This is a genomic window from Stenotrophomonas sp. YJH_SMC_127, from assembly GCF_059372445.1.
On record NZ_JCAFVO010000008.1, the window covers coordinates 109,569 to 129,642 of the forward strand.

Sequence of the window (20,074 nt, forward strand, 5' to 3'; positions counted from 1 at the left end):
GACCGGCATCCGCCCATTTTTTTGGGGGTCGGATCCCTTTCGCAACGCGAAAGGGCTCTGACCCCATATAGCCGTGCGGGCCTGGGATGGGGTCAGAGCCCTTTGCCGGTGGCAAAGGGATCCGACCCCGGCACCGCATCAGGCAACGATCAGCGTCACGTCGATGTTGCCGCGGGTGGCGTTGGAGTACGGGCACACGATGTGCGCCTTCTGCACCAGTTCTTCCACCTGCTCGCGCGGCACGCCCGGCACGTTGATGGTCAGCTCTGCCTCGATGCCGAAGCCGGTCGGGATCTGGCCGATGCCGACCTTGCCGGTGACGGTGGTGTCGGCCGGCAGCGCGACCTTGGCCTGGCCGGCCACGAACTTCAGCGCGCCCAGGAAGCAGGCCGAGTAGCCAGCGGCGAACAGCTGTTCCGGGTTGGTGCCCGGGCCGCCGGCACCACCCAGCTCGCGCGGGGTCGACAGCTGGATGTCCAGCACGTTGTCGGACGAGACGGAACGGCCTTCACGGCCGCCGGTGGAGGTGGCCTGGGCGGTATACAGAACCTTTTCGATGGACATCGGGATGCTCCTGATCAGTGGGTGGGTACTGCTATGGAGCCTACTTTGCCCGGTTTCTGCGTACGTTGGGTTGCAGTCCGTACGAAAAACTTGATTGATCGTCCTGTTGGCCTAGATCGTCCACTCGCGGTCGGTGGTGAACATGATGGTCAGCCAGCGGTCCGGCGAGGCCTCGCCCAGCGCATCGCCGATCTCGTCGCGCAGCTGGTCCCATTCCAGCAGGGGCCGCGGCGGGTCGTCCTCGCGTACCACGAAGAACAACTCGATCTGCTCGCCACGCCCCACCTGGGCGACGTAGCTGCGATGCTCGACGAAGCCATGCTTGGCCACGATCGCGCGTGCCACCGCGTCCACGTGCGCCTGCAGTTCCGGCGGGGTGACCAGCAGGATGCCGGCCAGCGCCCGGCGCACCGTCCCGAGCGGGGCGATCATCACCAGCACGCAGACGAAAGCGAGGATGGCCGGGTCGATGTACGGCCCGACCCAGGCCAGCGAGGTGCCGCGCACCAGTACGCCGCCAAGGAAGGCCAGCAGGTAGCAGGCCGACATGCTGGCGGCGATCACCCAGTTCTTCGCGTCCAGCGCGATGAACTCCGAACCGATGCGGCGGTTGACGCGCAGCACGAACCAGGCCAGCGCACCTTCGCCGATGATCGACAACCCGGCGAAGGCGATGGCTGGACCGAGTGCGATGTGGCGGCCGCCGGACATCAGCGCATCCACCGCATTGACCAGCGCATACAGTGCCGCGCCGATCATCAGCGTGCCGCTCACCCCCAGCACGATGGGCTCCAAGTGCCAGAAGCCCATGGTGAAGCGCTGGTTGAGCCGCGACTGCAGCGCGTCGGTGCTGGTGGACAGTGCGATCAGACGCGCGACCAGCAGTGACAGCCACGTCATCACCACATCGATCAGGCCGTAGATGCCATCGAAGATGATCAGCGAGGAATTGGCCAGAAGACCAAATACCACCGCAGCGGCAGCCAGCAGCAATGAGCCTGCGATGGACAGGCGCAGCACGCCTTGTTCGGTACGCGCATCGAAGAAGCGTTCGGGGGTGGCAGGCATGCGGGAATCCAGCGGGAAATGGGCTGCGGAAGCAGCGCGTTGCCATTCTATCCAGCCTGCGGCACGTCGCCATGACCACGCCCGCACAGCGCCTGGAAAAGTCACCAGACTGGTAACCGTTTGCGGATTGACGGGTGCACACCCGAAGCGTATCGTTTGTACCACGATGACATAGAAGCCTCCGGTGACCCCGGGGGCTTCTTTCGTTTGCGCCGTCGCGCGCTGCGAGGTCACCGCCACCGGCCCTGACGTCCCCGTCGCAGCCGTTCTGTTTTCCGCCCCGATCCTGCCTTTCCCGCGCCGTCCTGGTGATCGCGTGGGGCGCCGCCGTGCGCGCAGGATCGGGGCACTCCACATCCATCAACGAAGGAGGATTCGATGCCCCTGCTGACCCTTGAGCAGTGCCGCGCGCACTGCCGTATCGACGGCGATTTTGACGACGCCATCCTGGGTGACCTGCTGGCCGCAGCCAGCGACGCAGCCGCGGCCTATCTGGGCCGCGAGCTGTACGCCGATCAGGCCGCGCTGGACCAGGCGCTGGACCAGCTGCCGCAGGACATGGCGGCGGCGGTGACCGGGCATGAAGCCGCGGTTGCCGCCGCCAATGCCGAGACCAACGCGGCCAAGGCCAAGGCCATGCGTGATGTGGCCGATCGCCGCCTGGCCGTGGCGACCGCGCGCAGTGCGCGCCTGCTGCAGGGCATGCCGGTCAACGACAGCATCCGTGCAGCGGTGCGCCTGTTGCTGGGCCACCTGTACGCCCATCGCGAAGCCGTGGTCGTCTCTGCGCAGACGTTCGATGCACCGGCAGGCGCCGCTGCCATCGCAATGGAGCTGCCGTTCGGCGTGGCCGCGCTGCTTGATCCGTACCGATCGGCAGCAACGCCATGAACGCCGGCCACTTCAATCGCCGCATCCGCATCGAGCGCCAGGACGGCCAGCTCGATGCGTGGGGGCAGCCGCTGGACGCCTGGCAGCCGGTGGCAGAACTGTGGGCCGCCATCATCGCCGACCGCGCAGACAGCGTGCAGCGGCTGACGCTGGAAAGCCGCCTGCCGGCAACGATCCGGCGCCAGCGCTTCCATGTCCGATTGGCAGCCGCACGACAGGCAGGCATCCAGGCCGGCATGCGCATCGTGCATGACGGTCGTGTTTTCAACATCACCGGCGTTGCGCCCGACTTCAGCCGGCGCCAGACCACGGTGCTGTTCACCGAACAGTCTTCAGGCATCGCCTGAGCGACGCCAACCAGGACACCGCGATGAGTTACGAAGCACAGCTGCACGCGCTGCTGGCCCCGCTGCTGCAGGGCCGGCTGTATCCCGACCTTCCGCCGGAACCGGTCATCTATCCGTGTGCCGTCTACCAGCAGATGGGTGGACAGTCCGTGTGGTTCAACGAAGGTTCCATTCCCGAACAGAAGCACGCTCGCGTGCAGCTGACCGTCTGGGCAGACAGCCGCGCCCAGGCCAACACCCTGATCCGCAACATCGAGGATCAGGTATGCGCAGGATTGCCGACCGCCGAATCGTTCGGCGCTGCAATCGCCGTGCATGAGCCGATGCTGCACAAGTACGGCGCGCGGCTCGATTTCGGCCTGTGGTACGTCGACCCGTAAACCGCATCACCCGTGCAACACCCCAGCCCGGCATTCGCCGGGCTTTTTTTTATCCAACGAGGAAATACACCATGGCACTCAAGCTTCCCAAGGGCACCCAGTTCGGCTTCGCACCGGTCGTCTCCACCGCGATCGCCACCAGCGCGATCTCCAAGGCCGCGCCGGCGCTGGCCAGCGTTGCCGCCAACAGCGTCGACACCGGCGATGTGGTGGTCATCGAACTGCCGGGCTGGCCGGCCCTGAACAACCGCGCCATCCGCGCCGGTGCTGAAGCCACCGGCAGCGTTGAACTGCTGGGCATCGACACCACCGATACCGTGCTGTTCCCCGGCACCAGCGGTGCCGGTGTACTGCGCAAGGCGGGCGCCTTCGTCGACCTGGACCAGCAGGGCGACCCGACCACCGCCGGTGGCGAGCAGCAGTACTGGAGCGGCACGCTGCTCGAAGACCCGACCGGTCGCCAGGTCCAGATGCCGACCTTCAAGAACGCCAAGACCATCACCCTGCCGCTGTTCTACGATCCGAAGAAGCCGTGGTATTCGGCACTGAAGAACGCTGACGCCAAGGGCGAGCCGGTGATCCTGCGGGCCAAGCTGGTCGGTGGCGACGTGCTGTACTGGTACGGCTACCTGAGCTACAACGGCGACCCGACCATGGCCGCCAACACCCCGATGGGCACCACCGCGACCTTCACCGCGCTGGCCGACTCGATCCTGGTGGAGGGCGTCTGATGTTCCAGGTCAAGGCACCTGAGACCTTCAAGAGCACCCTGACCATTGCCGGCCATGGCCGCGAGCAGAAGCTCAACCTGACCTACCGTCACCTGCAGCAGGCCGCGTACGCGGACCTGCTGCAGCGCCTGGCGGCCGGCGAGGTGACGCCTGCCCAGGCAATCCTGGACATCGTCACTGAGTGGGATGCAGATGTAGCGCTGGATACGGCAGGTGTCGAACTGGCACTTCAGCAGCAGATCGGCTTGGACGGCGCCATCGTAGGTGGCTACGTGCAGGCTCTGCAGGTCGCACGCAAGGGAAATTGATCGAGGCGGTGGGGGCACTGTACTGGCGTGCCCCCACCGAGGCCGAACTGAACCAGCTCGGCCTGAAGGCAAAGCACTTCCAGCCGCCACAGATCGAACTATGGCCAGAATGTGCACTTCCCATCGACATCTTCTCGCGGGTCTCCACCCAGTGGCGCACCGGCGCCGGTGGCCCGACGGGTCTGGACTACAACGTGGTCTACCGGGAGCTCGAGCGTGAAGGGCTTACTGCCGAAAAGCACGCAGAAGTAATGGCAGGCATCCGCGTGATAGAGCGGGCTGCCCTCGACGAGATGCACAGCCAATGAGCCACCTGTTGGCTCACTCCGACCCCGCCAGCCGGCGGGGTCACCTTTTCCTGAGGAAACCCCTATGAGCGAGACACCGCTCGGTGTTGCGCGGGTGGATATCGAGGTCAACAGCAACCTCGGCGCCGCCACGCAGGCTGCCAAGCGCAGCCTGGCCGACATGACCGCCTCCGCACAGCAGCAGTATCAGCAACTGGACAGGGCTGAACGCGCACGCCTGCAGATGCTGCTACAGCAAAGCGCGCAGGTGGACAGCATGCGGCTGGAGCAGGAGATGCTCAATGCCGTACTCAAGGCCAGCGCAGTACTGATCAACGAAATGACCCGTCAGATGGCCAGCAACGAACGCGCCATCCGCGCAGCGCGCGATGAACTGCGTGCCTACCGCAATGAAGCCGAAGCGGCGGCCAGCGCGTCGGGCAGCCCGGCCGCAACATTCGGCGGAGCCGCTGGAGCCGCTGGAGCCGCTGGAGCCGATGGGGGTGGCTCGACATTTGCCGACCAGATCGGCAAAGCGACGGAGTTGAAGGGTGCCTACGACGATGCCGCCGAGGTTCTTACCGGGCTGGTTGGCCGTTTCCCCGCGCTGGCCAATCCCATGGCAGCGGCGGCGGCGGCACTGGCTGCCGCCGTGGGGGGCGTAGCCGTCGCCTGGAACTCCGCCAGTGACGAGGCGGCATCCTTCGAGCGATCGCTGCTGATCGTCGGCGATCGGCTCAGCGCCAACGTGCCGCAGCTGACCGGCTATGCGCAGGCCATGAGCAGAATTGATGGCATCACCATGAGTGAAGCCTCCGAAGCACTGAACCAGGTCGCCATGACAGGTCAGTTCGCCGGGGACGAACTGCGGATGGTCGCGCAGGCCGCGCTGCAGTGGCAGGACGCAGGTGTCAGCAGCGCGGAAGAGGTCATCGCATCGTTCGTCAAGATCAGGCAGGACCCGGTTGCAGCACTCAGGGAGCTGGAGCAGCAGACCGATGTGCTCACCGACGCACAGCGAAAGCAGATCCAATCGCTTATCGCGCAGGGAAACCAGGCCGACGCCTCGGCCCTGCTGATGCAGGCGTATGCAGGCAAGATCGGAGAGGTGGCCCCCAAGGTCATCCAAAGCGCCACATTGATGGAAGGCGCGTGGCGCAAGGCGAAGACCGTCTTCTCCGAGCTGTGGGACATGGTGAAGGAGCCGTTCCGGGCAGACAGCGGCGACGATCTGCGCAAGAACATCGCAGATGCCGAAACCAACCTGCGTCGCTGGCACAACACCACCCTGGGCGGGACCACGGGCTCAAGCTACAGCCTTGCCGAATATGCTCGTGCCAAGAAAGAGCTGGAAGAGGCCAAGGGAGCGCTGCGCGCAGTACAGCAGAACATAAAGCCGATCCTGATCGAAGCGACGTTGCCTGCCAGCCCTCCATCGGCAGACCCACCCGCGCGCGGGCCGTCCCTTGCCGCAGTTCCACGTCTCCCATCTGTGCCGGCCGAACCCACCCTGTTCGAGCGCATCCAGAAGCAGATCGACCAGAACGATATCCAGCGGTTGGGGATAGACAAGAAGACCGCAAGCACGCGCCTTCTTGACGAAGCTACCATTGCGCTGAAGGATGCGGAGGAGAAAGGTGACACGGCTGCCGTCATACGTCTGAAAACGGCACGTGCCAGCCTGGAAGTCAGCGATCAGGCGCTTGCGCAGAAGAAGGAAGAGATTGCGGCTGCCGCCCAACTGGAGAAGCTCAACAGATCGCTGGGAGACGCAGAAGAAGCGCGTCGCAGCGCGAACGAGCAGGAACTCATGGGCTTCGGTCTCGGCAAGGAAGCCACTGCACGGCTCGCCCGCGTCAATGCCATCCAGCGTGAGTACGATCAAGGGATGAAGGCGCTGCGCGATAGCGGCGCGCCCGAAGGCAGTCAGAGCTTCCGCGACCAGTCGAACGCGCTGCGTTCAAGCCGGGATCGACGCTTGAAGGATGAGCAGGACCACCAGGGCCGTCGGATGGAGAAGATGGGCGATTGGCGCAATGGCGCGCGCAGTGCCTTTGAGGACTACAACGAGTCCGCCTCCAATACGGCCGGCATGACCCAGGAGCTGTTCAGCAAGGCATTCAAAGGCGCTGAAGATGCTCTGACCAAGTTCGTTCTTACCGGCAAGCTCAACTTCAGCGACCTGGCCGATTCGATCATCGCGGACCTGGCACGAATCGCAGCGCAGCAGGCCCTGATGGGCATCATCAACAGTGTGGTAGGTGCCTTCGCCGGAAGCATGGGCGGGGGTGCCAGCGCAGCTCCCTCGACGGGATTCGCCGCCGGTTTCGGCAACAACACCAGCTGGCTGACCAGCGGCAACATGACGCCTCATGCCCTGGGAGGCGTCTATGCCTCACCCAGTCTCTCTGCCTATTCCGGTGGCATCTACAACACCCCGCAACTGTTCGCCTTCGCCAAGGGCGCTGGCGTGTTCGGCGAAGCGGGACCGGAAGCGATCATGCCGCTGCGGCGCGGGCCGGACGGCCGCCTGGGTGTGGCCGCGCACGGTGGCGGCGGTGGTGGCGGAGTGGGAGTCAGCATCCGCATCGACAACAACGGTGGCAAGGAAGTCACCACCAACGAAAGCATGCTGCAGCAGTTCGGCAACGAAATCGGCCAGTTCGTGGAACGCAAGTACCGCGAGCTGCAGAGTCGTGACCTGAAGGCAGGTGGTGTGCTCAGCAGGAGTGCCATGCAATGACAGACACATTCACCTGGCCGGCAACCAGCCAGAGCACCGGAACCACCACCGCCGCCGTGAAGCGCGCGAAGTTCGGTGATGGTTATGCGCAGGCCGCTGCCGATGGCCTGAATGCCACCTCGCGCAGCTACCAGCTGCAGTTCGTCGGCAACCGCAAAACGATCAACGAGATCGTGACCTTCCTGGATGGTCATGCCGGCCGCAGCTTCCTGTGGAAAGGGCCACTGGGGCAGGGGCTGTACATGTGTGATTCCTACACCGACAGCCATCTCGGCGGCCAGGTATCGACCATCACCGCCACCTTCGAGCAGACCTTCCAGGCGTAGGCATGAGCATTGATCTTCAACGAATCGACCTGGATACCATCCAGCCCAACGGAAAGCGGGGGGAGACCCAGCGGCCCGCCTTCACCAAGATCAACCAGAACTTTCAGGACGTTGCGTTTGCGCTGGAGGGAATGCCTGGTGCCATCGCAGACTCAGTCTCGGGAAAGAACCGTTTGATCAATGGGAATTTCGAGCTCTGGCAGCGTGGGGACAACTTCACCGCCGCCGCTGCCTACTGTGCAGACAGATTCTTTGCACAGCAGGGAGGGATGGACGGAGCAGTCATATTCAAATCACCCGTTGCCCCGGGCGATTCGAACTTCCCGAGAAGCCTGTTTACGTTGGCCGCCAATTGCAACGGGAATCACAACGCCGCCGGACACCATTTCCTGTTCGAGCAGCGTGTGGAAAGTGTGCGGACCTTTGCCGCATCGGAGAGCACGCTATCCTTCCTGGTCTACAACGCAGGCACCGCAGGCAGAAAGATCGCAGTCGAGTTCCTGCAGCGCTTCGGAACGGGCGGAAGCCCCACTGTCACGGCGATCCAGCCGGAAGTTTTCACGCTCGCACAGGGCCTGAACCGGATCAGCAAGACCGTCAGTCTTCCTTCCATCTACGGTAAGACGCTTGGCGGTGGCGATGATTCGGTCATCTGTGCGGTATGGCTCTCAGCAGGCAGCGACTTCAACGCGCGCACAGGAGGGCTCGGCGCGCAGGCAGGCCAGTTGTACTTCGGTGAAATGCAATGGGAAGCCGGCGCACGGGCGACCCGCTTCGAGTGGAGATCACCGGCCCACGAGCTTGCGCTGTGCCAGCGCTACTACCAGAAGTCCTTTCCTGTTACAGAGGTTCCCAACAGCAGGAGCAGCTCCGCCGTCCATCGGAACGCCGTGGCCTTCAACAGTGGTACCTGCCGGGTTGTTGCAGAGTTCAAAGGCACGATGCGCAGCACGCCAAAGCTGCTGTTCCATGCAGGCGGAGAAGGTGGTGACATCGGATCGCCGAGCTTCTGGAGGTACTACGACGCCGCGGGCGGAACATGGCGCGCGGGAACGCTGACTAACGTAGTCATGGCAACGAGCCAGGCGTTCATGGCTGACGTAGGCGGTGCGGGCTTCCTGGTAAGCGGCTCTGTTCTACTGGCAGGCCACTACACCGCCGATGCCGAACTCTGAGTGCATTCATGCGTCTGCGGGATCGGGCGGAAAGCCGTGAGATCCGCCCATTGACGGAATGAAAGTACTCAGACCCCGATCGGACGCCGCCGATTCACCTCGTTCAAGGAGCCAACAATGGCAAGAAAGATCATCGACCTCGATTCCGTTCAACCGAACGGAAAGCGGGGTGAAACACAGCGCCCGGCGTTTACCAAGATCAACGAGAATTTCGCCGAGGTCTACGACGCGTTGACCGAGGTCGCGAAGATCCCGGAAACCGTGGCGAATGCCATCACCGAGCGCGTTCCAGGCAGGAATCTGCTCATCAATGGTGCCCTGCAGTTCTGGCAGCGCCGTACATCTGGTCGTGTCGGCACTGGGTCGGGGACGCTGGGCGCGGAAGTGTTCTTCGCCGACCGTTTCACGAACTCGGCGCTGGTCTGCAACCACGACGTACAGCGCGTGGCGTACGACGGGCAGGCCGGATTTCCGGAAGATACACGGTCGATTCTGGTCTGCACCGTATCCGAGGCCATCGCCAGAAGTGGCGCCTGGATGGGGCAGAAGATCGAGGGTGTCGGCAGTGCAAGTGGAGACATCACGATCTCGGTATGGGCGAACTCTGATGCGCCCGGTCGCAGTGTGGGCGTGCGTGTCATCCAGGATTTCGGAACCGGCGGCTCACCCTCGCCGCAAGTGGTGCTGGAAGCCGGTGTACTCACACTGGGCACCACCGCCAAACGTCACAGCATCACGGTGACGTTGCCGAGTACGCGGGGAAAGGTGCTCGGCAGCAACGGCAACGACCATCTCTACGTAGTGTTCGACCTGTGCGGTACTGGCCAGAAGGGCGAGCTGGTGGCACAGAACGGCTCGTTCGGCTTCACCCAGTTCCAGGTCGAATCGGGCCGCGCAGCGACACGCTTCGACTGGCGGCCGCCAGGTGTGGAACTGGCGTTGTGCCAGCGCTACTACGAGAAGAGCTACAACCTCGACATCGTACCCAACACGGCGCACAACGAAGGGCGCGAGGCATTCTCGATCAACTCACCGGGAATGGCGCATTACCAGAGCGTGCGATTCCAGACGGCAAAGCGCGCTCATCCCTACGTGATGATCATCTCGGCCGACAACATCCAGCAGGATGGACACATCGCGGAAGACAACATCTCCCGCGTGCCCTGCCTGGTCAACTACGCCTCGCCTTCCGGGTACGAAGTCAGCTGGACCAACAATCCAGGCCGCTGGGGCGGCTGGTGGCATTGGTGGGCCGACGCCGAGCTTTGATGGGGCGCCCGCAGGGAACAGGACGACAGCAATGACGAGAAAAATCATCGACCTCGATACCGTTCAGGCGAACGGTAAGCGTGGTGAAACACAGCGCCCGGCGTTTACCAAGATCAACGACAACTTCGCCGAAGTATATGGCGGGTTGGATGCCGTCCAGACTGCGGTGGATGGGTTGGATGGCCGAATGGCTGGCCGCAACTACCTCATCAACGTCGACTTCCGGTTCTGGCAGCGCGGTGCAGCGTTCCCTGCATCCACGGGCTCTCGCTACATCGCTGACCGCTGGGCGGTCAATGCCATCGGCACCAAGGTGGCTGCCTCACGCGAGGATGTGCCTCCAGGCGGCGGCCAGGGAGGGCGCCTGCTGGCTGGGTCGCGCCACCTGCTTCGGCTGGAGGTGCAGAGCGTTGCCGGTGCCGGCAACATGGCGCTAGTCCAACAGCGCATCGAGGATGTCCGGACACTGGCCGGGCGCACCGTCACGATCAGTTTCAAGGCGCGCGCCTCGGTGGACGACTTCCGCATCGGCGTGGAGCTGCAGCAGTCCTACGGAACGGGTGGGTCTACCGCGCGCGACAGCATCGGCGCCTCGGTCGTGCTCGATACGCTGTGGCGATGGCACCAGGTCACCGTGGAAGTTCCCGGTCTTGCCGGCAAGACGCTGGGCCCGGACAGCTACCTGCAACTGAGCTTCTGGCTGGACGCAGGTGCCGATTTCGGCGGCCGCGCGTTCGCCGCCGGGCAGAAGAGCGGCAGCGTGCAAGTGGCCGAAGTGCAGATCGAAGAAGGCGATACCGCCACCGACTTCGACCGCCGGTCCGAAGCACTGGAGCTGCTGTTGTGCCAGCGCTACTACGAGACGGTGGATGTAAACCGGATCATCGGCATCACCTACACCGCCAACGGCGACACGCGAGCGTGCATCCCGTTCAAGGTGCGCAAGCGCTCAGCACCCAGAATCTCCTCGCCGTCCACCGCGCTGAACCTGGTGGGCTTCGGCAATGCCGGAAACCTGGTCAACTTCGACGGCGGAGCGCCCAGCTGGCAGTCCACCGTTGACGCGGCAGTCATCGCCTCGATGCCGAACAACATGCAGCTCTGGGGTGCGGTGGTGGTGTGGTCGACCACCTCCCAGGTCCTGGTGCACGCAGACGCTGAGCTCTGACCCCTGCAACCGCCCCTCCACAAACGAGCCTGCTGCACTTCCGATTGCCACCTGGCCGCCACACGGGCTGTTTCATGGATGGAAGATGCAACCGACAGTCCTGAGGGGATCCATGAACCCTCCGTGGCCCGGCATCCTTCGGAATGAGCCGGCCGAAGTACAACATGACCGCAGGCTTCGACGATGCGGCAAGGAAAGCTAAATGAGCAGAAAGATAATCGACCTTGATACCGTTCAGGCGAACGGCAAGCGGGGTGAAACACAGCGCCCGGCGTTCACAAAGATCAATGCGAATTTTGCAGAGGTCTACGACGGGCTGGGTAATGTGGAATCCACGCTCGCGGGGATCGCAGGCAGGCTGACGGGACGCAATGTTCTGATCAATGGTGACTTCCGTTTTTGGCAAAGAGGCGGCAGCAGGACGGTGGTTGCGCCACTCGCAGTCTATGTTCCCGACAGGTATCAGATCGTATGTACCGGGGCGGGTCAGGTCAGGGTGGCTCGAAAAGAGTTTGGAACCCCCGCGTTTGGCGTTCCAGGCTATATGAGCTGCGATGTATCCGGGGCGACTGCTGCCACGGAAGCCTTCTGTACGCAGCCGGTCGAAGGCGTGCAGACGCTGTCCGGGTCAAAAGTCACCCTGAGCATGCAGGCATGGGCGGATTCACCCGAAAGAAAAGTCGGCGTGCGCTTCATTCAATCTTTCGGATCGGGTGGATCTCCGGATGTGACCGTTTATGCAGGTGTCCAGGAACTTGGCACTGCATCTTCATTGCGCTACTTCACGGCTGATCTGCCAAGCATCCAGGGAAAAGCGGTCGGGCCGAACAGCAAGCTTCATGTCATTGTGGATTTCTGCACGCCTGCGGCCTATGGCGGTCAGCTCGTCGCCCAATCGGGCTCATTCTCCCTGACGTGCATGCAGCTGGAGCGAGGGGCTACGCCGACAGAGTATGAACTGCGGCCAGACTCGATTGAGCTGATGCTCTGCCAACGCTACTTCGAAAAGAGCTACCCCGCGGCGGTACCCCCGGGAACGGTTACCCGCCAAGGGCGGAGCTGTGTAGCACAGTCTACCGCCGCGAACGCTCTGAACTTCTTCTACCAGCAGTACCGGGTTCCCAAACGCAGCTCGGCGGCGGTCACCCTCTACTCCTCCGAGTCCGGAGCGGCAGGGAAAATCTGCCAGAACAACAACGCCGACATCAATGGCGTGGTCGAGGACGCATCCCAATCGGGGTTCTCACTCTACGGCAACAACAACAGTGGCGCCTGGGGAATGTGGTGGCACTGGACATCGGACGCGGAGATCTGAAATGTATCAACTGACAGGAAATCCAGACATTGTCAGGTGCACGGACTCATCCACCTTCATACCGAGAGGGCACCGCTCATGGGCCCTTTACGAGGAGTGGGTGGCGGCCGGAAATACCGCAGTGGCTGCTGAATCTCTGCTCAGCATCACGTCGGAGCGCCGTCATCAGCTGTTGCGCTCCCTGGCATGGGACTGGATGACGCCATATGCGCTTCGCCTCGGCCACGACAGCATCGAGAACTGCTGCAGCTACATCAACAGTACTGTCCCCCGCTATGCACAGAATGCCGCTGCCATGATCGCCTGGCGCGACGCAGTCAGTGTCGCGCTCGAGGAGCTTGCCGAAGATTGGCCTGCAGGCGTTGAGAGCTGGGAGCAGGTTCGTACGGCACTTCCACAGCCCCACATGTTCGATTGGTCGAAACAGGAGAACACCCCATGATCACCGCCGATGCCCAGCAGCTTGAGCCGGGTGGCCGCATCACCGTCTATGAACTCGACGCCAGCAGTTTCGGCGCCGACAAGCTCTTCTTCCACGCGCACCTGCAGAGTGGCCTCATCTGGTGGCAGGGCCAGGAATATGGCCCCTGGCCGATCGAGGCCAGCGGCTTCGAGCGCACCAGCGACCAACCGCCGAACCCGCGCCTGCGCGTGAGCAACATCGATGGCCGCATCACCGCCATGTGCCTGTTGTTCGATGACCTGGTCGGTGCCCGCATCATCCGCCGGCAGACACTGGCCAAGTACCTGGATGCCGCCAACTTCGAGGAAGGCAATCCCAGCGCGGATCCCGGCGAGCACTTCCCTGATGAAGTCTGGTTCATCGAGCGCAAGATCGGTGAGGACAAGCAGATGGTCGAATTCGAGCTGACCACCGCGATCGATCTCAATGGGCAGCAGCTGCCGGGCAGGCAGATCATCGCCGGCATGTGTGGCTGGCTGGTGCGTGGCGGCTATCGCGGCGCGTACTGCGGCTACAACGGTCCAGCGGTGGCCGACAGCGACGACGTCGCCACCGATGATCCGGCGCGTGACCAGTGCGGCGGTCGGGTACGCAGCTGCAAGCTGCGCTTCGGCCAGGACAAGCCGCTGCCCTATGGCGGCTTCCCCGCCGCGGGCCTGTTGCGCTCCTGATCGACTCCCTCCCGATTCCACTTTCCAGGCCCGCCCGCGCGGGCCTTTTTCATGGGTGAAACATGCAACCGACAACCCTGCAGGCCATCCAGGCGCACGCCGTGGCCGAGTACCCGCGCGAATGCTGCGGGCTGATCGTGGCCATTGAAGGCCACGAACGCTATCTTCCCTGCCGCAACGTGGCCGCCACGCCCAGCGAGCATTTCCGCCTGCCCGCTGAGGACTATGCCGTGGCCGAGGACAAGGGCGAGGTGCTGGCCCTGGTGCACAGCCATCCCGATGCCGCCGCAACGCCGTCCGACGCCGATCGGGTCATGTGCGAGCGCAGCGGGCTGACCTGGCACATCGTCAGCGTCGGCCAGGTAACAGGCGAGGCACCGCTGTGCGGTGATCTGCAGACCCTGCATCCCACTGGCTACATGGCACCGTTGGTCGGTCGCCAGTTCGCCCACGGTGTGCTGGACTGCTACAGCCTGGTCCGCGATTTCCACGCACGCGAACTGGGCATCCCGCTGTCCGAGTACGAACGCCAGGACGACTGGTGGAGCCACGGCCAGGACCTGTACAGCCTTGAACGGCTGCACGCCGAGGGCTTCGACCTGATCGAGGGCGAGCCGCAGCGGGGCGACATGATCCTGATGCAGATCCGTTCGCCGGTCACCAACCACGCGGGCATCTACCTCGGCGACGGGCAGATGCTGCATCACCTGCATGGCCGCCTGTCGGAGACCGTACCGTACGGCGGCATGTGGGCCGAGCGCACCCGTTGCATCGTCCGCCATCGCGAGGTGCGCCATGACTGACCGTCTTCGTACGATCCGCCTGTACGGCAAGCTGGGTGCCCGCTTCGGGCGCAGGTTCCGGCTGGCGGTGAACAGCCCGGCCGAGGCGGTGCATGCGCTGTGCACGATGCTGCCGGGATTCCAGCAGTACCTGATGGGCGCAAAGGCCAAGGGCATGGAGTTTGCCGTGTTCAACGGGCGGCAGAACCTGTCGCGGGATCAGCTGCACGACCCGCCGGGACAGGATGACATCCGCATCGCGCCGGTGCTGGTGGGCAGCAAGCGGGGCGGTGTACTGCAAACCATCATTGGCATCGTGCTGATCGTTGTGGGGAGCTACACATCTTGGGCTGGCGGAGCTGCACTGGTATCAACCGGCGTCAGCATGGTGGTTGGCGGGATCACCCAGATGCTCTCCCCACAGCCAAAAGGCCTGGGCGCCAAAGACACACCCGAAAACGCACCCAGCTACAGCATGAACGGCACCGTCAACACGCAGGCGCAAGGCAACCCCGTGCCGGTCGCCTATGGCGGCCATGACACCAAGGGCATGTTCATCGGCTCGGCCGTGATCAGCGGCGGCATCCTGGCGGAGGACCAGTTTTGAATCAGACCACTCATCCCACGCCGCGCACGCGTGGCGCAGCCACGCCAGTGCTGGCGGGCGCCAAGAAGGGCGCGAGCAACGCCCGGACCCCGGTCGAAACCGCCGACAGCCTGCACTCGATGGCGGTGGCCCGCATCATCGACCTCGCCAGCGAGGGCGAGATCCGTGGCCTGGTCGCCGGCAAGCAGTCGATCTACCTGGACCAGGTGCCGATCGAGAATCCGGACGGCACGCTGAACTTCTCCGGCGTGGACGTGCAGACGCGTTCCGGCACCCAGGACCAGGAGCACATCAGCGGCTTCCCCTCCATCGAGAACGAAGTCGGGGTCAACGTCGAGCTGCGCAGCGATGCGCCGGTGGTGCGCACCGTATCGGGTGCCGATCTGTCAGCCGTCCGTATCCGCTTTGCGGTGCCGGCGTTGCAGAAGACCAACACCGAGAACGGCGACACTGAAGGCTACCGGATCATGTACGCGGTGGATCTGTCCACCGACGGCGGCCCGTTCAGCACGGTGCTGACCGATGCCTTCAGCGGCAAGACCACCAGCCAGTACGAGCGCAGCCGCCGCATCGATCTGCCTGCCGGCAGCCAGTGGCAGGTGCGCATCCGCCGGCTGACCGCCAACGCCAACAGCAGCACCATCGCCGATACCATCAACGTGCTGTCGATGACCGAGATCATCGATGCCAAGCTGCGCTATCCGAACTGTGCGCTGGCGGCGGTGCAGGTTGATGCCAGCCAGTTCCAGAACATTCCCACCCGGTCCTACCAGCTGTGGGGCCGCATCGTACGCATCCCCTCCAACTACGATCCGCTCAGCCGTCTCTACAGCGGTGTGTGGGACGGTACCTTCAAGAGTGGCTGGACCAACAATCCGGCCTGGGTGTTCTTCGACATCGTCACCAACGATCGCTTCGGCCTGGGCCATCGTGTTCCGCTGGACTGGGTGGACAAGTGGCGGCTGTACCAGATCGCGCGCTACTGCGATGAACTGGTCAGCGATGGCCAGGGCGGCAAGGAGCCGCGCTTCACCTGCAGCCTGTATCTGCAGACCCGCGCCGAGGCCTACCGCGTGCTGCAGGACATCGCCACCATGTTCCGCGGCATCAGCTTCTATGCGGCGGGGCAGGTGATGGCCTCGGCCGACATGCCCAAGGACCCGGTGCTGACCTACAGCCAGGCCAACGTCATCGAAGGGCGCTTCCACTATGCCGGCAGCAGCCGCACGGCGCGGCACACGGTGGCCCTGGTGTCGTGGATCGATCCGGACGACTTCGGCCGGCAGAAGGTCGAAGTGGTGCAGCACCTGCCTGGCGTGGCCCGCTACGGCATCAACCAGACCGAAGTGACGGCGGTGGGCTGCCACTCGCGTTCGCAGGCGCAGCGCGTGGGCAACCACATCCTGCATACCGAGATGCTGGAAACCGAGACGATCAGCTTCTCGGTGGGCCTGGATGCGCTGGGCTGCATGCCCGGTGATGTGATCCAGGTGGCCGACCCGAACCGCGCCGGCCGCCGCAATGCGGGTCGCATCCGCAGTGCAGGTGCGCGCAGCCTGGTGCTGGACCGCATGCCGGAACAGATCGCGGCCGGTGACACCCTGCGTGCCACCCTGCCCAGCGGGCAGACCGAAGCACGCACGGTGCAGTCGGTGGACGGCGAGACGGTGACCGTCAGCGCGCCGTGGTCGGCGGTGCCGGTGGCGCAGTCGGTCTGGGCATTGGAATCGCCGGAGCTGGCCCTGCAGCACTATCGCGTGCTGTCGATCAGCGAAGGCGACGACCTGACCTATCAGATCACCGCGCTCAAGCACGTGCCGGGCAAGTACGCCGCCATCGACGATGGCACGCGCCTGGAGCAGCCGCCGATCAGCATCATCCCGCCCAGCGTGCAGCCGGCACCGGCCAGCGTGCGGATGGCCTCGCATGTGGTGGTCGACCAGGGCATCGCTACCTCCGTGCTCACCATCGAGTGGGATGCTGCGGACAAGGCGATCGGTTATGACGTGGAATGGCGCCGTGGCGATCTCAACTGGGTCCGCGCTGGCCGCGTCGGGACGCAGAGCCTGGAAGTGCGGGGCGTCTACGCAGGCGAGTATCTGGCCCGCGTACGCGCGGTCAATGCGCTGGGCGCCGTATCGCAGCCGACGCTCAGCATGCTCACCACCATTGAAGGCAAGACGACGCCGCCACCGGCATTGACCTCGCTGACCGCGCGCAGCAGGGTGTTCGGCATCGAGCTGGGCTGGCAATTCCCGGCAGGCGCCACGGATACCGAACGCACGGAGCTCTGGTACAGCGCCAGCCCGGATCGCGCAGCGGCCATCAAGCTTGGCGACTTCGCCTATCCACAGTCGCGGCACCAGATGAACGGTCTCGCGGCGGGCGCACGCTTCTGGTTCTGGGGGCGCCTGGTCGATCGCAGCGGCAACGTGGGTCCGTGGCATCCGGTGGAGGCGGGTGTTCTGGGCGAGTCCAGCAGCAACCCTTCGGACTACGATGCCTACTTCGCCGGCCGCATCAACGAAAGCGCGCTGGGCCAACAGCTGAAGGGCAAGATCGAGCGCGTCACCGAAGTGCTGCCGCTGGTCTGGAATGCCGAGGCAACCTACAGCCCAGGGCAGACCGTCATCCACGACGGCAGGATCTGGAGCTGGCAGGGCGCCGCTGCAGGCAACGAGACGCCGCCGGGCAGCCACTGGAAGAACATCGGCGACGCGATCGCCGAGGCGGGCGCCATCGTCGGCCGTGTCGACCAGCTGGAAATGGACGTGACCGACGTCGATGGCAAGGTGGCTGCGCAGGGGCAGAAGGTCGACGGCCTGTTTGCCCAGGTCAGCGACCACACTGCCGGCGAGGAGGACTACAACGTCGGCGAGAACGATGTCAGCGCCGGTGCCATCACCGTCTACAGCGTGATGGCCGAGAAGGACGCGGCGCTGGCCAAGCGTGTGGATACGGTCGAAGCATCCATCGAGGGTGTTCCGGGCAAGATCGAAGGCGTGAGCGCGGCGGTCCAGCAGGTCTCGCAGGCCGTGGTGAACCTGGATGGCAAGGTCAGCGCGACCTATACGGTCAAGGCGCAGATCACCAGCGCCGGGCAGATCTACATGGCCGGCATGGGTCTGGGCGTGGAGCAGCAGCCAGATGGCAGCTACCAGAGCCAGATCCTGATGCAGGCTGATCGCTTCGCGCTGTTCAACACCAACAGCGGGCAGGTCAGTGCGCCCTTCGTGGTGCAGGGCGGGCAGACCTTCATCAGCCAGGCACTGATCGGCAACGGCTGGATCCAGAACGCCATGATCGGCGACGTGATCCAGTCCAATGCGGTTGGTGCCGGCGGGCAACCGCGATGGAGGCTAGACAAGAACGGCACGTTGACGATGAACGGCCCCGAGAACGGCGGCCGCCTGACCATCAATGACAGTGTCATCCACGTTTACGACAGCAACGGCCGCGTCCGCGTCCGCATGGGGATCTGGTAATGGCAACAGGTATGCAGATATTCGGCCCGGACGGGCAGATGTGGTTCGACACCAATGATCGTGTCGGCAAGGTAATGGGTGAGATGCACGTCAGCACCAGAGACAGCATCTATGTGGGCATGGGGGGCATGGGGCAGCCATTCGCGATTCTGCCGAGCACCTTCTGGGACAGCTGGCAGGACATGAATGGAAACCAGTTCTCCGCGCCGAACATGGCATCCATGTCCTTCAACAAACCAGGCGCCGCCGAGGGCGACTACCTCACACTCAACTTCACGTTCATGACGACCACCAATCCCAATGCCTATGTCTTCTACGGGAGTTTCTGATGACCGTCGGCCTTGAAGTCACCAACGACAGCGGCGTCCCCGTTCTGGTCAACGCACACGCCCTTGCCTTCTTCGCGGCAGGCAAGGGGGTGGAGTCCATCGGTAGCAACACGTCGCCGTTGGGCCAGCGTGGATCGGTCAGTTTGCCCGCGCAGAGCGTGCCCTACCTGGTGTTCATCCGCTGCAATGGCGGCTCCACGCGGATCTCCACCGGCACTGCAGGTTTCAGCTGGAACATGGCCCAGGGCACCACCAGTTTTGAATGGTGGGCATGGGGACATGCGGTTCCCAGCAACAATACTGGCATGCAGGTCTACAACGCCGACGGTTCGCTGCAGTGGGACATGAGCAGCCGCCCGCTGCGCATGGCGGGCCTGGTCAATACGACTGGCGCCCGACCGCCGCTCCCCAGCGAGATGTCCAACGAGAACATTCTCACCGGTGACCTGATCAACGGCCCGGGCGACAATCTTGCCTACCTGCTGTCAGACATCGGCCTTTGTCACGATGTCTATGCGATGCCCAGCGGTAATCCCACCATCCGTACCAACATGCGCTATGCGGCGGCCATCAGCACGCCGAACGCATCGCAGATGCGCGTCAACTTCACCCGGCAAGCTGCCAATCGCCAGCGTTCCCTCAGTGGAGCGTCCTATCAGTCGTTCGCCTCGCGTCTGCCAAGCTTCGTCCTTGCGGCTTACACCTACTGAGCGGGGATTGCCGGCCCGGGCGGCCATTTGAGCCGCCTGGGCCCTTCCCATAGACTGCGCCCCTGCTACGCTCCTCGACGGCGCACTGCAGTGATCACGCCACCCTGACCCTTGCCGCACATCGGCAGCCGGCCCGCCCGGCTCAGGAACCCGTGTCTTTCCACTGCAGCGCCATGTGGCCACGCCCGCGTGCGCTCGGAGTTTTCCCACGCAAGCGTCCGACTCCCTTGCACCAGCAATGGCTCGGCAAGATTCGTGATGGTCTGTTGTCCGGCAAGGTCGTCGCCCTGGCCCTGATTCCCGAGGCCATCGCCTTCTCGCTCATCCCCGGCGTCGACTCCGAAGCTCGCCAAGCATGGGGCGGAGGTGACGGTGGTGGGCTTGAATGCGGCCAGCCAGACGTTGATCGAACAGGTGGGCGGGCGCGCGGGTGGGCATTGAGGTTTACGCGTCCT

21 protein-coding genes are annotated in these 20,074 nt (G+C 64.0%); 19 read left to right on the plus strand and 2 right to left on the minus strand.

From position 1 onward, the window contains the following. Positions 1 to 138 precede the first annotated feature (138 nt). Complete coding sequence (locus AC5QAB_RS16965) at positions 139 to 564, minus strand: organic hydroperoxide resistance protein (RefSeq protein ID WP_004153735.1); 426 nt, start codon at positions 562 to 564, stop codon at positions 139 to 141. Positions 565 to 675: 111 nt separating this feature from the next. Beyond that, positions 676 to 1,632 (minus strand): cation diffusion facilitator family transporter, encoded by a 957-nt coding sequence (locus AC5QAB_RS16970; RefSeq protein ID WP_197561481.1) that lies wholly within the window; start codon positions 1,630 to 1,632, stop codon positions 676 to 678. Between the two features lie 378 nt (positions 1,633 to 2,010). Between AC5QAB_RS16970 and AC5QAB_RS16975 the strand changes: the two genes are divergently transcribed. The 19 genes from AC5QAB_RS16975 (at position 2,011) to AC5QAB_RS17065 (ending at position 19,619) form a co-directional block, all read left to right on the plus strand. After that, positions 2,011 to 2,523, plus strand: a complete 513-nt coding sequence (locus tag AC5QAB_RS16975; protein ID WP_014645595.1) for a head-tail connector protein — start codon at positions 2,011 to 2,013, stop codon at positions 2,521 to 2,523. Then, complete coding sequence (locus tag AC5QAB_RS16980; RefSeq protein WP_014645596.1) at positions 2,520 to 2,870, plus strand: head-tail adaptor protein; 351 nt, start codon at positions 2,520 to 2,522, stop codon at positions 2,868 to 2,870. The genes AC5QAB_RS16975 and AC5QAB_RS16980 overlap by 4 nt, the downstream gene beginning before the upstream one ends. 23 nt (positions 2,871 to 2,893) lie before the next feature. Next, the gene (gp17, locus tag AC5QAB_RS16985; RefSeq protein ID WP_014645597.1) at positions 2,894 to 3,250 is read left to right on the plus strand and encodes a tail completion protein gp17; all 357 of its coding nucleotides are present in this window, start codon (positions 2,894 to 2,896) and stop codon (positions 3,248 to 3,250) included. A gap of 71 nt (positions 3,251 to 3,321) precedes the next feature. Next, positions 3,322 to 3,981, plus strand: a complete 660-nt coding sequence (locus AC5QAB_RS16990; RefSeq protein WP_495233508.1) for a phage tail protein — start codon at positions 3,322 to 3,324, stop codon at positions 3,979 to 3,981. Next, a complete protein-coding gene (locus tag AC5QAB_RS16995; RefSeq protein ID WP_032956277.1) occupies positions 3,981 to 4,289 on the plus strand; it encodes a phage tail assembly chaperone in 309 nt (102 codons plus the stop codon). Before AC5QAB_RS16990 ends, AC5QAB_RS16995 begins: the two co-directional genes overlap by 1 nt. Beyond that, positions 4,286 to 4,597 (plus strand): DUF1799 domain-containing protein, encoded by a 312-nt coding sequence (locus AC5QAB_RS17000; RefSeq protein ID WP_219634491.1) that lies wholly within the window; start codon positions 4,286 to 4,288, stop codon positions 4,595 to 4,597. Before AC5QAB_RS16995 ends, AC5QAB_RS17000 begins: the two co-directional genes overlap by 4 nt. A 64-nt stretch (positions 4,598 to 4,661) precedes the next feature. Continuing rightward, positions 4,662 to 7,319, plus strand: coding sequence for a phage tail tape measure protein (locus AC5QAB_RS17005; RefSeq protein ID WP_495233509.1), 2,658 nt, complete (start codon positions 4,662 to 4,664; stop codon positions 7,317 to 7,319). After that, on the plus strand, positions 7,316 to 7,645 hold the full coding sequence (locus AC5QAB_RS17010; RefSeq protein ID WP_032956275.1) for a phage tail protein: 330 nt from the start codon (positions 7,316 to 7,318) through the stop codon (positions 7,643 to 7,645). The genes AC5QAB_RS17005 and AC5QAB_RS17010 overlap by 4 nt, the downstream gene beginning before the upstream one ends. Positions 7,646 to 7,647: 2 nt before the next feature. Next, positions 7,648 to 8,820 carry a hypothetical protein gene (locus AC5QAB_RS17015; RefSeq protein WP_032956273.1) on the plus strand — a complete coding sequence of 391 codons (1,173 nt, stop codon included), beginning with the start codon at positions 7,648 to 7,650 and terminating at the stop codon, positions 8,818 to 8,820. Positions 8,821 to 8,937: 117 nt separating this feature from the next. Next, positions 8,938 to 10,089: a hypothetical protein gene (locus AC5QAB_RS17020; RefSeq protein WP_050483466.1), complete on the plus strand. Its 1,152-nt coding sequence runs from the start codon at positions 8,938 to 8,940 to the stop codon at positions 10,087 to 10,089. Between the two features lie 31 nt (positions 10,090 to 10,120). After that, complete coding sequence (locus AC5QAB_RS17025; protein ID WP_495233510.1) at positions 10,121 to 11,257, plus strand: hypothetical protein; 1,137 nt, start codon at positions 10,121 to 10,123, stop codon at positions 11,255 to 11,257. 202 nt (positions 11,258 to 11,459) lie between these two features. After that, positions 11,460 to 12,572 (plus strand): hypothetical protein, encoded by a 1,113-nt coding sequence (locus AC5QAB_RS17030; protein WP_495233511.1) that lies wholly within the window; start codon positions 11,460 to 11,462, stop codon positions 12,570 to 12,572. Positions 12,573 to 12,693: 121 nt separating this feature from the next. Next, on the plus strand, positions 12,694 to 13,014 hold the full coding sequence (locus AC5QAB_RS17035) for a hypothetical protein (RefSeq protein ID WP_495202841.1): 321 nt from the start codon (positions 12,694 to 12,696) through the stop codon (positions 13,012 to 13,014). Beyond that, on the plus strand, positions 13,011 to 13,706 hold the full coding sequence (locus tag AC5QAB_RS17040) for a phage minor tail protein L (RefSeq protein ID WP_014645608.1): 696 nt from the start codon (positions 13,011 to 13,013) through the stop codon (positions 13,704 to 13,706). The genes AC5QAB_RS17035 and AC5QAB_RS17040 overlap by 4 nt, the downstream gene beginning before the upstream one ends. A 62-nt stretch (positions 13,707 to 13,768) precedes the next feature. Beyond that, entirely contained in the window at positions 13,769 to 14,509 is a 741-nt protein-coding gene (locus tag AC5QAB_RS17045; RefSeq protein ID WP_014645609.1) for a C40 family peptidase, read from the plus strand. Continuing rightward, positions 14,502 to 15,095, plus strand: a complete 594-nt coding sequence (locus AC5QAB_RS17050; protein WP_049405454.1) for a tail assembly protein — start codon at positions 14,502 to 14,504, stop codon at positions 15,093 to 15,095. Before AC5QAB_RS17045 ends, AC5QAB_RS17050 begins: the two co-directional genes overlap by 8 nt. After that, positions 15,092 to 18,580, plus strand: coding sequence for a TipJ family phage tail tip protein (locus tag AC5QAB_RS17055; protein WP_197561476.1), 3,489 nt, complete (start codon positions 15,092 to 15,094; stop codon positions 18,578 to 18,580). The genes AC5QAB_RS17050 and AC5QAB_RS17055 overlap by 4 nt, the downstream gene beginning before the upstream one ends. Further along, positions 18,580 to 18,909 carry a hypothetical protein gene (locus AC5QAB_RS17060; protein WP_197561475.1) on the plus strand — a complete coding sequence of 110 codons (330 nt, stop codon included), beginning with the start codon at positions 18,580 to 18,582 and terminating at the stop codon, positions 18,907 to 18,909. The genes AC5QAB_RS17055 and AC5QAB_RS17060 overlap by 1 nt, the downstream gene beginning before the upstream one ends. Further along, positions 18,909 to 19,619, plus strand: a complete 711-nt coding sequence (locus tag AC5QAB_RS17065; RefSeq protein WP_197561474.1) for a hypothetical protein — start codon at positions 18,909 to 18,911, stop codon at positions 19,617 to 19,619. The genes AC5QAB_RS17060 and AC5QAB_RS17065 overlap by 1 nt, the downstream gene beginning before the upstream one ends. Positions 19,620 to 20,074: the final 455 nt, after the last annotated feature.